At 29.4% G+C, this 15,255-nt stretch carries 15 protein-coding genes; 7 read left to right on the forward strand and 8 right to left on the reverse strand.

The genetic code is table 11. The features are described 5' to 3' along the window. Nucleotides 1-29 precede the first annotated feature (29 nt). From AXF11_RS00710 to AXF11_RS00725, 4 genes are read right to left on the reverse strand one after another with little or no spacing between them, the layout of a single operon-like run. A complete protein-coding gene (locus tag AXF11_RS00710; protein ID WP_231724791.1) occupies nt 30-1,238 on the reverse strand; it encodes a DUF4272 domain-containing protein in 1,209 nt (402 codons plus the stop codon). Nucleotides 1,239-1,261: 23 nt separating this feature from the next. Further along, the gene (locus AXF11_RS00715; RefSeq protein WP_231724718.1) at nt 1,262-1,687 is read right to left on the reverse strand and encodes a hypothetical protein; all 426 of its coding nucleotides are present in this window, start codon (nt 1,685-1,687) and stop codon (nt 1,262-1,264) included. 20 nt (nt 1,688-1,707) lie between these two features. Further along, nucleotides 1,708-3,204 carry a magnesium transporter gene (gene mgtE, locus AXF11_RS00720; protein ID WP_082729354.1) on the reverse strand — a complete coding sequence of 499 codons (1,497 nt, stop codon included), beginning with the start codon at nt 3,202-3,204 and terminating at the stop codon, nt 1,708-1,710. 41 nt (nt 3,205-3,245) lie between these two features. Beyond that, the gene (locus tag AXF11_RS00725) at nt 3,246-3,743 is read right to left on the reverse strand and encodes an NUDIX hydrolase (RefSeq protein WP_068154048.1); all 498 of its coding nucleotides are present in this window, start codon (nt 3,741-3,743) and stop codon (nt 3,246-3,248) included. 196 nt (nt 3,744-3,939) lie between these two features. Here AXF11_RS00725 and AXF11_RS00730 point away from each other — a divergent pair, with 196 nt between their 5' ends. Beyond that, the gene (locus tag AXF11_RS00730) at nt 3,940-5,559 is read left to right on the forward strand and encodes an ABC-F family ATP-binding cassette domain-containing protein (protein ID WP_068154049.1); all 1,620 of its coding nucleotides are present in this window, start codon (nt 3,940-3,942) and stop codon (nt 5,557-5,559) included. Nucleotides 5,560-6,018: 459 nt separating this feature from the next. Here AXF11_RS00730 and rpmA read toward each other — a convergent pair whose 3' ends face one another. The 3 genes from rpmA to rplU are packed head-to-tail and all read right to left on the reverse strand — an operon-like array spanning nt 6,019 to nt 6,993. Beyond that, complete coding sequence (gene rpmA / locus AXF11_RS00735) at nt 6,019-6,312, reverse strand: 50S ribosomal protein L27 (protein ID WP_068154050.1); 294 nt, start codon at nt 6,310-6,312, stop codon at nt 6,019-6,021. 29 nt (nt 6,313-6,341) lie between these two features. Next, on the reverse strand, nt 6,342-6,635 hold the full coding sequence (locus AXF11_RS00740) for a ribosomal-processing cysteine protease Prp (protein ID WP_068154051.1): 294 nt from the start codon (nt 6,633-6,635) through the stop codon (nt 6,342-6,344). Nucleotides 6,636-6,690: 55 nt separating this feature from the next. Further along, a complete protein-coding gene (gene rplU, locus AXF11_RS00745; protein ID WP_068154052.1) occupies nt 6,691-6,993 on the reverse strand; it encodes a 50S ribosomal protein L21 in 303 nt (100 codons plus the stop codon). 723 nt (nt 6,994-7,716) lie between these two features. Between rplU and pfkA the strand changes: the two genes are divergently transcribed. The 6 genes from pfkA to recR all read left to right on the forward strand — a co-directional run bounded on the left by pfkA (nt 7,717) and on the right by recR (nt 13,645). Next, entirely contained in the window at nt 7,717-8,679 is a 963-nt protein-coding gene (gene pfkA / locus AXF11_RS00750; protein WP_068154053.1) for a 6-phosphofructokinase, read from the forward strand. An 85-nt stretch (nt 8,680-8,764) separates the two neighbouring features. Next, a complete protein-coding gene (gene pykF, locus AXF11_RS00755) occupies nt 8,765-10,192 on the forward strand; it encodes a pyruvate kinase PykF (RefSeq protein WP_156440356.1) in 1,428 nt (475 codons plus the stop codon). Nucleotides 10,193-10,381: 189 nt separating this feature from the next. Continuing rightward, a complete protein-coding gene (locus AXF11_RS00760) occupies nt 10,382-11,263 on the forward strand; it encodes a hypothetical protein (RefSeq protein ID WP_068154054.1) in 882 nt (293 codons plus the stop codon). 71 nt (nt 11,264-11,334) lie between these two features. Beyond that, nucleotides 11,335-12,369: a hypothetical protein gene (locus AXF11_RS00765; RefSeq protein WP_068154055.1), complete on the forward strand. Its 1,035-nt coding sequence runs from the start codon at nt 11,335-11,337 to the stop codon at nt 12,367-12,369. A 66-nt stretch (nt 12,370-12,435) separates the two neighbouring features. Next, on the forward strand, nt 12,436-13,026 hold the full coding sequence (locus tag AXF11_RS00770; protein ID WP_068154056.1) for an IMPACT family protein: 591 nt from the start codon (nt 12,436-12,438) through the stop codon (nt 13,024-13,026). 31 nt (nt 13,027-13,057) lie between these two features. Further along, on the forward strand, nt 13,058-13,645 hold the full coding sequence (gene recR / locus AXF11_RS00775) for a recombination mediator RecR (protein ID WP_068154057.1): 588 nt from the start codon (nt 13,058-13,060) through the stop codon (nt 13,643-13,645). Between the two features lie 66 nt (nt 13,646-13,711). Here recR and thrC read toward each other — a convergent pair whose 3' ends face one another. Next, nucleotides 13,712-15,214 carry a threonine synthase gene (thrC, locus tag AXF11_RS00780; protein ID WP_068154058.1) on the reverse strand — a complete coding sequence of 501 codons (1,503 nt, stop codon included), beginning with the start codon at nt 15,212-15,214 and terminating at the stop codon, nt 13,712-13,714. Between the last annotated feature and the right edge of the window lie 41 nt (nt 15,215-15,255).

Here is a 15,255-nt window from a genome sequence, read left to right on the forward strand (position 1 = left end):
AGTTTTATTCGCTTTTTTATAAATTTATCTTACGTATGAATAATTATTTTTTCCATCGGTATATCACTTTGGACTACCCATTCAAGCCCTAATCTTGTAAAATACAAAATACTTTCATTTACTATTCTTTCATAGCCTTCCAGTTTTATTTCCACATTTGCCCAATTTAGCCGATACAGGTAATCTAGTGTATCCAAAATCTGATTTTTTGAACGAATTTCACATTTTCTTGCGAGTGATTTTAAATTTTCATTTTCTAAAATCTCAATTATATTCGTCAAATCAGAAAAATTATTCAAATCTGGCATTTCCCCAATTGATAAAACCCACAAAAGCACCTGTGCCGTTTCCAGTCTAAAATAGAATTCAACATTTAATTCGGAATTTTCTACTCTATTTTCTAAAAACTCTTTTTCTCTCTTTGTCAAAATCTCTTTAAACTGATATTTTTCTTCAAAAATTCCAATAATTTCTGCTAAATTTTTTTCCCCTTCTGATTTTTTTTCAAAATAAGTTTGTGCTGCTATTCTTGTAATAGTAATTGCGGCAATTTTTCTTATAATTTCCCACTTTTTTCTTATTTTCACATCTTTTTCAGATATGTTGACTTCCATTTTATCACAAAAAGGCAATTTATTTTCTTTCATCAATTTTATATTTCTTTCCATTCTAGCTGTATCTTCTTTTGTCATCTCAAAATTTTCAAACATTTTTTTGGAAAGCGGCGGAATAAAATCTGAGAAATCCCACTTTTCTTCATCTCTTATAAGATATTTTTTATTGTAATGGTAGTGTTTTAATCTTTTAGCTATCAAAAATTTTTGAAACTCATCAAAAAATTCAATTGACTTTTTCCTTAAAACTTCATTGTCCTTTTCTTCCCTATTTAATGCTTCAACAATTATCAATATTCGAGTATATCTTAAAATTTCATTTTCAGTCAATTCTTTACAACTTTTAAATTTGAATTTTTCTATGAATAATTCTAACAAAAATTCATTTTCTAAAATATATTTAGGACTTGGATTTACTTGAATTATCAATTTTCTATCACTTTTTAATTGTACAAAAAACTTTTTTGTTTTTGAAGTTATTTCTTCATCACGTTCATTTGTAATTGATTTTATTTTATCGGCATACGCTTCAAAAAAATTTTTCATTAACATTTCTGAAGTTTTATCTTTTGAAAAACATATAATCAATTCTTCTCTTCGTTTTTTCCTAAATAAATCTAACATTCCCACAGTACCTCTCACCTCCCTTACATTTGATTTTCAAAATTGTCTAGCTCTTTTTCCAATATAGAAATTATACTCGCTCCTGCGGGTATCATCTGTAATATTTTTTGATACAATTCTTTTCGTTTATTTCGGCACGCTTTTAAAAATATCAAGCAATCTTGTTTTTTTCTAAGTCTTAAATTGTACCCATCCACCAAAAAAATACTAAAATTCATCGTTTGAAAAGTTCCTCTTTTTATAAACATCTTGGTTAATATCGCCATTGTAACCTCATCAATGTTAAAATAAATCTCTTTTTTTCTAATTTGTTTTACAAACGTAAAAATAAATTCGCCGTCTAATTCTTCCAGTTTTTCAGCTTTATATCTTATATTTGACAGTATTCTTCTAAAAATAAAATAAAAAAGAAAAAAAACTAATATAAAAAATGGCATAAAATTTTCCACTATTTCCTCCTTTTACTTTATTAAGTTAATTTATTTAAAAATATTGTTGCTAAACTTAAAAATATCAAAAATCCAAAACAGTCTGTCGCAGTTGTAAGCACTACAGCTGACGCCATTGCAGGATCTATCTTAAGCATTTTTAATGTTATCGGAATCAAAAATCCAATCATACAGGCGATTACCAGATTTCCTACCATAGCTAAAAATACGATAAGACCCATGTAAAAGTTTCCGCAAAATGCCCATATTATTGCACCACATAACAAACCTAAAAGAGCTCCGTTAATTGCCCCAACCAAAAAAGTTTTTGCTACTATGCTAAGTGTATCTTTAAAATCTACTTCTCCTAACGCCAACGCTCGTATTGTTACTGAAAGTGCCTGTGTTCCAGCATTTCCTCCCATTCCACTAATGATTGTCATTATGGAAGATAAAATAACTACTTTTCCCACTGTCGTTGAAAATATTTCTATGACAAATGACGCCAAAAATGCTGTTCCTAAATTTATTACAAGCCAAGGAAACCTTTGTTTTACTGAAAACCAGAAATTTGAATGAATATCTTCTTCTTCAGAAACTCCACCTAATTTTAAAATATCTTCTGTATTTTCTTCTTGAATTACATCTATTATATCATCTACCGTTATAATTCCCAAAATTATTTTTTTGTGATTTGTAACGGGGACCACCTTTAAATCATATCTTGAAACTAGTCTTGCCACTTCTTCCTGATCCTGTTCAACATAAACATATTTTGGATTATCGTCCATAATATCAATTAATTTGGTATCATCAGAAGAAATTAAAATATTTCTCAAATCAACTTCTCCTATAAGTTCCTTTTTTTCGCTTGTTACAAAAATCGTTTCTATCACTTCAGTTTTTGGCGCTATAACTTTCAATTTTTTCATCACATCTTTTACTTCAAGGTTTCCCTTAAACGCTATGTACTGGGTTGTCATAATTCCCCCGGCACTGTCTTCTTCATAACCCAAAAGTTCTCTTATTTTATTTGCTTGCGAACGTTTCATTTTATTAAGTATAGATTTACTTTTTTGAATATCTATAATCCCCAAAATATCGGCGACATCATCTGGCGACATATAGCTTAAAATATCGATAGCTTCTTCATCTGAAAGCAAATCTATAATTCTTGTCTGCAACTCTTCATCAGCCTGCTCCAAAATTCCAGCTTTATTCTCATCGCTCATAAGCTCAAAAATTCGTATTAATTCGTCATCTTCCAGCTCTTTAAAACTTTCAGCGACATCAATCGAATGATTGTCGTCCAAATATTTTTCCAGTTCTTTTTCTGTCTCAATTTTTTGAATTTCTTCCGCCATTTCTTCAGGTGAAAATTTTTCTTCTTCTTCCATTTCTTCATCATCTGAAATACGATCTCTTATTTCTTTTTTTAACTTTTCAACATTTTTTTCCGAAGTTTCTGTATTTTCTATACTTTCTACATTTTTTGTCAAATCTTTTTCAAAATCTTCATTATTTTTTACATCTTTCATTTCGCACCTCTTTTCTTTTAATTGAATATATCAAATTTTATTCACAATTTTGAAAAATACGTTACCGCAAGTACAGTTTTCATATCTCTTGTAATATTCAAAATATCTTTTACATCAACCCACAGCACTTCCAAATCTTCTCCGTGATCTAATGACAACTCTTTTGGTTTGATATTGTCAGATTTTAGTTTTGCACTATAAAAATGCAAACGTTCAGTCGTGTACCCTGGAGACACAAAAAGCCCATGTGGCAATTTTTTTATATCTGTCAAATCGTCCTTTGAGTAGCCCGTTTCTTCTCTAAGTTCCCTAAAGACAGCTTCATCGGGGTTTTCTCCTGGATCTATAAGCCCCGCACAAATCTCTACCATATATCCTTTTGAACCAGGTCTATATTGCTTTACCAAAATTACTTTTTCTTTAGTTTCGTTAAATAATGCAATACAAACCGCATTTGATTTTGCTAAATATTCCAATGTTATCCCCGTTGTTGGGTGTAACATTTTTTCCCCTTTTAAAAATTTAAAACTGTTATCCATCTGCACTCTTCCTTTCTGCAATTTATGTTTTTTTTTAATTTTAATTTTCACTTAAAAACTTTTTTGTTACCATATTTTACCAGTTATTCAAAAAAAAATAAAGTGATTTATTGCAAAATTTAAAATTTTCTTTCTTTTATCAGCTTTTTTTGATATAATGTAGCTAATTATAAAAAATAAACAAGGAGGAATTTATTTGATATCTACAAGTAATTTGTCAGTTCAATTTGGTTCAAGAAAACTTTTTGACGAAGTAAACATAAAATTTACTGAAGGAAACTGTTATGGAATAATTGGTCCGAATGGAGCTGGAAAATCTACATTTTTAAAAGTTTTAACTGGAGAAATGGAATCAACTTCAGGAGAAGTTGTAATAGACAAAGGAAAAAGACTGTCTTTTTTAAAACAGGATCACTTTGCCTATGAGGATGAAGAAGTTCTAAATGTAGTAATGATGGGACATGCAAGACTATACGGCATTATGAAGCAAAAAGAAGCACTATATTCAAAAGAAGAATTTACCGAAGAAGACGGAAATCTTGCTGCAGAACTGGAAGGAGAATTTGCTGAATTAGATGGCTGGGACGCTGAAACAAACGCTGAAAAATTTTTAATTGGACTTGGAATCAATGCCGAATCACATCATAAATTGATGAAAGAATTGACAGAGCCAGAAAAAGTAAAGGTACTACTGGCACAGGCAATTTTTGGAAATCCAGATATTTTATTACTGGATGAACCTACAAATGGACTAGATTTACATGCCGTAAAATGGCTGGAAGACTTTTTGATGGATTTGGAAAATACGACAGTTTTAGTTGTTTCGCACGACAGACACTTTTTAAATAAAGTATGTACTCACATTGCGGACATTGATTACGGAAAAATCAAAATGTTTGTTGGAAACTACGACTTTTGGTATGAATCGAATCAATTAATGCAAGAATTGATAAGAAACCAAAACAAAAAATTGGAACAAAAGAAAAAGGAATTACAGGACTTTATTGCTCGATTTTCTGCCAACGCCTCAAAATCAAAACAGGCAACTAGCCGTAAAAAACAATTGGAAAAACTTCAGTTTGAAGATATGCAAGTATCAAACCGTAAATATCCATACATTGAGTTTAAACCTGAGCGTGAAGCTGGAAACAATATGTTAAAAGTGGAAAATCTATCAAAAACTGTGGATGGAGAAAAAGTAATTGACAATATTTCATTTACAATAAACACTGGCGATAAGGTTGTAATCTTATCCAATAATGACATAGCAAAAACTACTCTTTTCCAACTTTTAGCTGGAGAAATTGAACCTGACGAAGGAAAAATAGAATGGGGAGTTACAACTTCGCAAAGTTATTTTCCAAAAGATAATTCAAAATACTTTGAAGGAGTAGATTTATCGCTAATCGACTGGTTAAGACAATTTTCAAGTGATCAGCATGAAGAATATGTGAGAGGATTTTTAGGAAGAATGCTATTTTCTGGTGAAGAAGCTACAAAAAAAGCAAAAGTTTTATCGGGAGGAGAAAAAGTGAGATGTATGTTATCAAAAATGATGCTCTCAAATGCTAATGTTTTACTTTTGGACAATCCAACTGATCATTTGGATTTGGAAAGTATCACTTCATTAAATAAATCTCTGGAAAGATTTCCTGGAACAATTTTATTTACAACACACGACCACGAATTTATTCAGACAATCGCAAACAAAATAATCGAAATCACACCAAAAGGAATACTTGAAAAAGAAATGGAATATGACGACTATTTAAACGATGAAAACGTACAAGAAAAATTAGAAGAAATGTATAAATAATTCTATTAATCAGTACTATTTCCCATTTAAATAATAAATTTAAGTTTAAGAATGTAAATTTTTTTGTGTAAATAAACTAGAGAATCCTTATATTACTGAATTTGTATATACATTTACATAAAATTATGGACACACCCGTAAGTATTTTACATAAAGTCTTGGCTTTCTCTCAGTAAAAAATATAATTCTTATTCTCTAAAAATGAAATTTATACTAAACCCCATTTGAATAACGGATACATTGTAAATCTTTTTATCAAATTAAACCTGATATTTATTCTTAAATAATTAAAATAAATATTCACTTTTTAAACGGGGAATATTATTAGAGTAAAATAAAAATGTCTTTATTGTAATTAAGAAATTAATCTTTTTTACAAAAAGACATTTTTTAATAAAAAAACTACCTCTAATAACGATTGTGCGAGATAGTTTCTTATATTGTTTATTGTTATTTAATTTACGCTTCCACTCTTTTAGGGTAAATACTAACTCTTTTTTTACCTTTTCCAAATTTTTCAAATTTTACAAATCCATCAGCTACTGCAAATAAAGTGTAATCTTTTCCCAATTTTGCGTTAGTTCCTGCGTAAAATTTAGTTCCTCTTTGTCTTACGATAATATTTCCAGATTTTACAGCTTCTCCATCATATTTTTTAATTCCTAAATATTTAGGATTTGAATCTCTACCATTTCTAGTTGAACCTTGTCCTTTTTTTGAGGCAAATAACTGTAAGTTTAATTTTAATATCATTTCTGACCTCCTTATTTATTTTCATAATTTCATTCAAATTTTACAAACTCTTTGTATTCGTGTACAACATCCTTTAAATAAGAATACATAGATTCTGTTAAAATGTCTACTTTTTTTAACTCTTCTTCTGTCAAATCAGAATTCTGTAAATCACAAGTTAACTTTCCAGCATTGTCTATTTCATATTTCACTTTTCCGTTTAATTTTAAAATCTCTAAAATTCCATTCAAAGTCATCTGTGAAACTGACGAAACTGCAGCACAGACTATATCTTCACCACGTTTTGCATAATCTGCATGTTCATTAATTTGAAAATATACAATTCTCTTTTTTTTCTTTTTATTTTTATTTTTATCATTTTTCTTCTTAAAAAAATTATTATATTGATTTTATTTCAATAGTTGTATATTGTTGTCTATGACCTTTTTTTCTGTAATAAGTTTTTTTGTTGTATTTAAAGTTGACTTTTTTCACACCTTTTCCGTGCTCTTTAACTACTGCTACAACTTTTGCACCTTCTACAAAAGGTGTTCCAACTGTTACATTGTCCCCTTCTCCTACCATAAGAACTTCTTTAATTTCAATTTCTGAATTAACTTCAGCTGCTAATTTTTCTACTTTTAATACAGTTCCAACTTCTACTTTGTACTGTTTTCCACCTGTTTTAATTACCGCAAACATCAAAGTTCACCTCCACATTGTTTTTATTTTTCGCTATATTGGTATTAGCCACCAATTCTAAGCGCACAAGTATTTTACTATATTTTTTTTTATTTGTCAAATTTTTTGTTTTTTTCTGGATTGGAGTAAAATATTTAGGGGAAAATAAAAAGTTCTATTTATAAAAACTTCCATTTCCATTTTAAGTTTCTTAATTTAACTCACAAAGATACTAAAAATAATTTTTTCTTTTTTAAGCAGAAGTGCTCATCGCCGCACCCCTGCACCCCGGCTAGTCTTCGTCATTTTTATGCACTGCCAAAAAACTCGCACTAATCGTGCTCAAACAGTTTTGTCAGCACATAAAAACGCTTCGACGGTTTAAATTTTACTACCATATAAAAGTGTCGTGATTTTTTAGAAGTAAAGACGACTGTTTGAACGTAGTGAGTTTCGGCTTTACTTTCAAAAAATTCTTAGACGAGCGTGGGGATTATAAGGGGAAATGGCGGCCCTTTCCCCTTATGTAAAAAAATAAAAGACTATACTAAACAAAATGACATGTTGTAATCAAGAATAAATCAAAAAATTTGGAATTTAAAATATGCCCTTAAAATTTTTACACCATCAACAATAAAAAATTAGAAAAAAAGATTTTAGTATTGACATTCAAAATCAAAAATGATAATATTAAATTGTAAAGGTAAGAAAAATAAAACTCGTTTTAGAAGGAGAGTAACTATAATGAAAAGAATTGCGATATTAACAAGTGGTGGAGATTCACAAGGTATGAACACTGCTATAAGAGCCGTTACTAAAGCCGCTATAAACAAAGGAATGGAAGTTTATGGTATAAGAAGAGGATATAAAGGTATGCTTGAAGATCAAATCTTTCCATTAACATTGTTGGATGTAAGCGGAATTGCTGATAAAGGAGGAACAATTCTACTATCAGCAAGACTTCCAGAATTTAAAGATCCTAAAGTTAGAGCAAGAGCTGCAGCTAATTTGAAGAAATATGGAATTGACGGACTAGTTGTAATCGGTGGGGACGGTTCATTCCACGGTGCACATTACTTGTACGAAGAACATGGAATTAAAACAATTGGAATACCAGGAACTATTGATAATGACGTAGCTGGGACTGACTATACCGTTGGTTATGATACAGCATTAAATATTATATTGGACGCCATCTCAAAATTAAAGGATACTGCTACTTCTCACGAAAGAACATATTTAGTAGAAGTAATGGGAAGAAACTGTGGAGATTTAGCTCTTTATTCTGCAATAGCAGGTGGAGCAAGTGGAGTTATGATTCCAGAAACTGAAAGTTCAATTGATGACTTGGCAGAAGTAATCAAAAAAAGACGTTCAGAAGGTAAATTATACGATATAATCGTTGTTGCTGAAGGAGTAGGAAATGTTGTCCAAATTAAAGATGAATTGGCTAAAAAAGTTGACACAAGTATAAGAGTAACTATATTAGGGCATATTCAAAGAGGTGGGGCACCTACAGCATTTGATAGAATTTTAGCAACAAGATTAGGAGTTAAGGCAGTTGAATTGATAGAAGAAGGAAAAGGTGGATTGATGGTTGGAATTCAAAGTGAAGAAGTTACAACTCACAAATTATCTTACGCTTGGGAAAACTATTCAAAGACATCTTCAGCCGATTATGCAATAGCAAATATGTTATCACTATAATTTTAGTAAATGAATTTTCCTGTAATTTTACAGGATTCATTGATATAAAGACAATGAAAGATATTTTTTAGGAGGAAAAGACAAAATGAAAATTAAAATGACTAAAGTTGTTTGTACAATTGGACCAAAAACTGAAAGCGTAGAAATGCTTACAAAATTGGTAGAAAGTGGAATGAACGTAATGAGATTAAACTTCTCTCATGGTGATTTTGCTGAACACGGACAAAGAATTAAAAATATTAGAGAAGTTATGAAAAAAACTGGTAAAGAAATAGCAATTTTGCTAGATACTAAAGGTCCTGAAATCAGAACAGGAAAATTAGAAGGTGGAAAAGATGTATTACTAGAAACTGGTAAAAAAGTAATTATAACAACAGATTATGATTTTGTTGGAAATGCTAGTAAATTTGCAGTTTCATATTCTGGAATCGTAGATGACTTGAAAGTTGGAAGCACAGTTTTATTAGACGACGGTTTAGTTGGATTGAAAGTTGAAGCTATTAATAAAGAAGCTGGAGAAATTGAATGTGTTGTAACAAATACAGGTGAATTAGGAGAAACTAAAGGTGTAAACTTGCCAGATGTTTCAGTTGGTTTACCAGCACTAGCTGAAAAAGATATTGCTGACTTAAAATTTGGTTGTGAACAAGGCGTTGATTTTGTAGCTGCTTCATTTATAAGAAAAGCAGCTGATGTTGCTGAAGTAAGAAAAGTATTGGATGACAACGGTGGAAAAAATATTCAAATTATTCCTAAAATTGAAAGCCAAGAAGGTGTTGATAACTTTGATGAAATCTTGGAATTAAGTGATGGAATCATGGTAGCAAGAGGGGATTTAGGAGTAGAAGTTCCTGCTGAAGAAGTTCCATTTATGCAAAAAATGATGATTAGAAAATGTAACAAAGCTGGAAAACCAGTTATTACAGCTACACAAATGCTAGATTCAATGATTAGAAATCCACGTCCTACAAGAGCAGAAGCTGGAGACGTTGCTAATGCGATCTTAGATGGTACTGATGCAGTTATGTTATCAGGAGAATCAGCAAAAGGAAAATACCCAGTAGAAGCTGTCAAAATGATGGCAACAATTTCAAAAAGAACAGATGAATTCAAAAAATTCAAACCAGTTGCAACACCAGATGTATCGAGTATTTCTGTAACAGAAGCAATTTCAAGTGGTGCAGTAAATACTTCGAGTGCATTGGATGCAAAATTAATCGTATGTTGGACAAAAACAGGAAGATCTCCTAAAATGATTAGAAAATATGGACCAACTGTACCTATAATTGCATTAACTGACAACGACCAAACTGCTAGACAATTAGCTTTAGTAAGAGGAGTTAGAGCGTATGTTGAAAAAGGATTGGATAAAACTGATGATTTCTTTGCAAAAGCAAGAGAAATTGCTGCTAACCACGATGAAACAACTAAAGGTGATTTAATAGTGTTAGTAACTGGAATTTCTAAAGAAGGAACAACTAATACATTAAGAGTAGAAAGAGTCGGAGAATAGTTAAGTTTTATTCTAAAAATTAAAAAGATAATTTATTTTGGGAAATAGGTGTAAACTGTTTCCCTTTTTATTTATTAAATTTCCTATACTACAAAAAATTTTAATTTGTCTTTATAAAAAAATTTTGAATTTTAAAAAAATAGGATATAATAATAGTGCAGTACATAAAATTTTCGGGATGTGATAAAAATGAAAAAGTTTTTTTTAATATTAGCACTATTTTTAATGAGCATAAAAATTTATGGATTCACTCAAAAAGAAAAAATTCAAAAGACTTTGTCAAAAATAGGAATAAAACAAGAAATTATTGACGAAACAGTAAAGCTTAACTACGAAATAAGGGATACACAGTATTTTGAAGACGATGAAAAGGTTATTTCTGAAAGGATAAAAAAATTAAAAAAACTTTTTCAAAAGGATGAAAGAAACTATATAGTCTCACAGGATTTAATTACGATTTTTGGAGGAAAATTGGGAAAAGACTATAAAAATTATTTGGATTTATTTATAAAATATACTCCATATGAATATGAAAAGATTTTTTCAAAAATGATGTATTCACTCGATAACAACGACATTTTAAAATTTCAAAATTACATGGCAGAGATTTCAAAAACTTATAAAAATGTTCCTGTAATTATTGAACTTGCAAAACTTTTTACAATAAACAACTTTAATGAAAAGCAGATTCAAACAGAAAAAGTGCTGAATTTACTGGAAGAAGAAAAAGATAGAGAAAAAATAGGTGTTTCAGACGAAGAATATCACTTTATGAAACTTACATATTTTTTAAATAAAATTAGAAATTATTACGATAACGGTGAGATTGAAAAAGCTGTTTCAGAATATCTGAAAAATGTCGATACCATAAAAGTTAGCGAAGAAGTAAAAAATTATAATCTTCGTGCAGAGGTTATCTTATATTTTAACGTTGTACTAATGAATGAACAAATTTCAGACGATTTAAAGAAGGAAGTGAATATTTCCTATTTGGAAGACACTTGGATAGCTCACAAAATTAAAGAAGAAACTGAAAAAGATAGTAAATTTTTAGACAAAATGTTACAATAAACTAAATTTTATTTTTCAAAAAATGTAGTAACCGTCAAAAATAAAAAACAAATTTTAATATGGAGGCAAAAATGAAAAAAAATTTTTTACTTTTAGTATTTTTTATGATTAGTTTAAATGCTTTGGCTTATACAAGAGCTGAAAATATTAAAGATAAACTTTCTAAAATCGGAGTTGGCCAAAAAATAATAGATGAGACTATAGAGCTTGATTATGAAATAAAAGACAATTTTTCAGAAGATTTTGACAACAAAATGGAAAAATTACAAAATCTTTACACACAAGATAAGAAAAATTTTTATATTAGTGATTTAATTGCGGCTGGCTATATGCTTTCTGATAAAAAAGATTTTAATAAAGCAAAAGAATATTTAAGTAAGGGTGAAAAATATAACGAAAGATTTGACAATTTGCTCAATAAAGTTACTTTATACACTATTTTTAATAAAGAGAAAGAAGAAAAAAGATACAAAAATGAGTTAAAAAGAATGTACAATGGAACACCTGTTATGGATTTATTGGAATTTGTTTATTCTGGAATTGATGATTATAGAAAAGAAGAGGTGCCAAGTAACTCTGACGAGCTTCCATTCGGATCCTTTTATGATGAAAACACCGGTGAAATCATAAATACAATTGGAGATATTGACGAAAATAACGACAATGAAGACATTGGATTTGAAGAAAATTTGGACCAAACAAGTAAACTAATTAGAGAAATTTCAAAAGAAGCGGATAAAAATGTAGATAAATTTAGAAGAATTTTAAAATATTTTTCAAGTGAAAAAATGAAACAAAAATTTTCTTTGACAGATGACATTTATAGAAATTTGGAATTGATTGTAGAAACAAGCAACATCGAGAAAATTTCAGCAAACGAAGGAATTTTAAAAGCTTTGGATTATTACATTAAAAATGTTTCAAATAAAGCACAGGAAAAGGAATTTGAATTTACTAAAAATAGTGAAATGATACTTTATTCAATATTATACATCAGCACATCAGCAATTAAAGATGAAAAAGTTTACGAAACTTACAAAAATAAATTAAAAGCTACGAAAGTGGCAAAACTTTTAAGAGAATCTGAAGCAAAAGAAAAGAAATAAATAGAAAAAAAATTTTTTAATGAATGAATAAAAATAAAAAAAAGTAAAAAATTAAAAGGAAATGGAATGAAAACAGTAAAAAAGGAAACAGCAATTGAATTTGAAGAAAAAAAATCTAAATTTATTGGGTATATTAAACCTATTACGACCGTTTTAGAAGCTGACAAATTTATAGAAAAAATTAGACAGATGCACCCAAATGCAACTCATAATGTTCCCTTGTACCGTGTAGTTGAAAATGGACAGGAATATTTTAAATACAACGACGATGGAGAGCCATCAAATACAGCAGGAAAACCTATGGCTGAAATTTTAAATATTTTAGATGTCTACAATGTAGCCATTGTCGCAACGAGATACTTTGGCGGGATAAAGTTAGGTGCGGGAGGACTTATTAGAAACTATGCAAAAACTGCAAAACTGGCAGTAAATGAAGCCAAAATTATAGAATATGTAAAAAAATCAATATTTATAATAGATTATAAATATGAATACACTACAGAAACAGAAGTTTTTTTAAATAACAAAAAAGATGAATATAAGATTGAAATACTGGATAAAAATTATTCAGACAGAGTAACTATGAAAATATCAGCAATTAGCGAAATAGAAAATGAATTAAATAATTTTCAAAATATATTAGTGATAAAATTGTAAAAATTTTTGAATTAAGGAGAAAAGTTAAAAAATGAAAAAATTAGATGATTTGATAGATGTATTTGCAAAATTTCCCGGAATTGGAAGAAAAAGTGCACAAAGAATAGCTTTTGATATATTGGAAAAGAGCGAAAATGAAATTGAGGAAATGCTAAATACGATTAAAACTTCACATTCTGGAATTAAACACTGCAAAATTTGTGGAAATCTATCAGAAAACGAAATTTGTGAAATCTGCTCAAACGACAAAAGAGACAAAAACGTAATCTGCGTTGTGGAAGATGTAAGAGATGTAATAGCTTTCGAAAAATCGGACACTTATTTTGGACTTTATCATATTTTAGGTGGAAAAATTGATCCGCTAAATGGGATAACCATCGAAGATTTGAATTTAGATAGTTTACTTAAAAGACTGGATGGAACAGTCAAAGAAGTTATTTTGGCATTAAATCCAGATTTGGAAGGGGAAACGACAAATTTATACTTAACTAAAATATTAAAAGAAAAAAATATAAAAGTCTCAAAAATTGCAAGCGGGATTCCAATAGGTGGAAATATAGAATATACTGACATTCTAACGCTTGGAAAATCACTGGAAGGTAGAATTGATGTGGAATAAATAAAAAAAACTGTATTTGAATTTATTTATTATTCATTTACAGTTTTTTATTTTCAAATTATTTAATTATTTCAAGTTTTTTATGTATTTTTTCACAAAATCTTGAATTTCACTTTTATCAATCACATCTGAAAATCTAATTTTAGAATTTCTAACTTCGGTCAATTTTTCAGGAAATTTTACTCCAGTAATTTCTGATACTTCATCCAAAATTGCATAAGGTTCTTTTGTATCGTCAATTCCTAACGCTTTTGCAATTGGAGCTGGGAACTTGAATGGATGAGCAGTTGACATTATTACTGTGTGAATGTCCTTGTCCAAATATTTTTCATCCAATTTTTTGTAAACTGAATAGGCAACAGCTGTGTGTGGATCCATTAAATAATGGTAATTTTCATAAATTTCTTTAATCGCACTTACAGTTTCTTCATCGTTTGCAAATTCTCCGTAAAATTCAGTTTGAATATTTTTTAGTTCTTCGTCATTTACTGACAATTCCCCGCCTAAAAGCAAGTTTTTAATTAATTCGCTTACTCTCTTGCTATCTTCATTTAACGCATAATATAAATATCTTTCAAAGTTTGATGAAAGAAGAATGTCCATTGACGGAGAATTTGTCGCATAAAAGTCTCTATTTTTGTTGTATATTCCAGTTTGGAAAAAGTCAGCTAAAACTTTGTTCTTGTTTGAAGCTGAAATAAATTTTTTGATTGGTACTCCAAGTTTTTTGGCGATAAATCCAGCTAAAATATTTCCAAAGTTTCCAGTTGGAACTACTACATTAAATTCTTCCCCAGCTTTAATTGTTCCAGCATTTACCAAATTTACATAAGTCGTAACATAATATATAATTTGTGGAAATAATCTTCCGATGTTAATTGAATTTGCACTTGAAAACATAACATCGTGTCTATTTGCATATTTTTTAAATTCATCGCTTGAAAAAATCACTTTTATAGCGCTTTGAGCATCATCAAAATTTCCGTTAATCGCAACGATTTCTACATTGTTTCCAAGTTGTTTTCTCATCTGTTCTTCCTGCATTGGACTAACTCCATTTTTTGGATAAAAAACGACAATGTTAATTCCATCAACATTCTTAAATCCTTCAAGTGCCGCTTTTCCAGTATCACCAGAAGTTGCCGCTAAAATCAGGATTTTTTTGTCTTCTTTTTGTTTTTCCTTACTCAAAAGCAGTAAATATGGAAAAAGTGATAAAGCTAAATCTTTAAACGCCAGTGTTCTTCCGTGAAATAATTCTCCAAAGCTCACTTTGTCATTTAATTTGTGAACTGGAACAATGTTTTTGTCGTTAAAAGTTGTGCTATTATAAGCATTATTTATAGCAGTTTTTATTTCTTTGTCTGAAAATTCTGTAAAAAATAATTTTATAATTTTTTCTGAAATTTCTTGATAAGATAAGTCTTTTAATTCATCATAAGTCAATTTCACATCTGGCAATTTTTCTGGAATATATAGCCCTCCATCTTCACAAAGTCCGTGAAGTGTCGCAAAAGTAGAACTTTTTACATTATTAGGATCAGTTTCTCTCGTACTTTTATAGTTCATAACATACCTCTTTCATTTTCATTTTTTTACATAGGATAATT

Origin of the sequence: Leptotrichia sp. oral taxon 847, from assembly GCF_001553645.1 — a bacterium.
Taxonomy (GTDB): domain Bacteria; phylum Fusobacteriota; class Fusobacteriia; order Fusobacteriales; family Leptotrichiaceae; genus Leptotrichia.

What these genes read in the sequence shown, in the direction of transcription:
- pykF (WP_156440356.1), top strand. Translation starts at nt 8,765, where the DNA reads ATGAAAATTAAAATGACTAAAGTTGTTTGTACAATTGGACCAAAAACT.
- AXF11_RS00725 (WP_068154048.1), bottom strand. Translation starts at nt 3,743, where the DNA reads ATGGATAACAGTTTTAAATTTTTAAAAGGGGAAAAAATGTTACACCCA.
- AXF11_RS00770 (WP_068154056.1), top strand. Translation starts at nt 12,436, where the DNA reads ATGAAAACAGTAAAAAAGGAAACAGCAATTGAATTTGAAGAAAAAAAA.
- thrC (WP_068154058.1), bottom strand. Translation starts at nt 15,214, where the DNA reads ATGAACTATAAAAGTACGAGAGAAACTGATCCTAATAATGTAAAAAGT.
- recR (WP_068154057.1), top strand. Translation starts at nt 13,058, where the DNA reads ATGAAAAAATTAGATGATTTGATAGATGTATTTGCAAAATTTCCCGGA.
- rplU (WP_068154052.1), bottom strand. Translation starts at nt 6,993, where the DNA reads ATGTTTGCGGTAATTAAAACAGGTGGAAAACAGTACAAAGTAGAAGTT.
- AXF11_RS00765 (WP_068154055.1), top strand. Translation starts at nt 11,335, where the DNA reads ATGAAAAAAAATTTTTTACTTTTAGTATTTTTTATGATTAGTTTAAAT.
- pfkA (WP_068154053.1), top strand. Translation starts at nt 7,717, where the DNA reads ATGAAAAGAATTGCGATATTAACAAGTGGTGGAGATTCACAAGGTATG.
- rpmA (WP_068154050.1), bottom strand. Translation starts at nt 6,312, where the DNA reads ATGATATTAAAATTAAACTTACAGTTATTTGCCTCAAAAAAAGGACAA.
- mgtE (WP_082729354.1), bottom strand. Translation starts at nt 3,204, where the DNA reads ATGAAAGATGTAAAAAATAATGAAGATTTTGAAAAAGATTTGACAAAA.
- AXF11_RS00760 (WP_068154054.1), top strand. Translation starts at nt 10,382, where the DNA reads ATGAAAAAGTTTTTTTTAATATTAGCACTATTTTTAATGAGCATAAAA.
- AXF11_RS00710 (WP_231724791.1), bottom strand. Translation starts at nt 1,238, where the DNA reads ATGTTAGATTTATTTAGGAAAAAACGAAGAGAAGAATTGATTATATGT.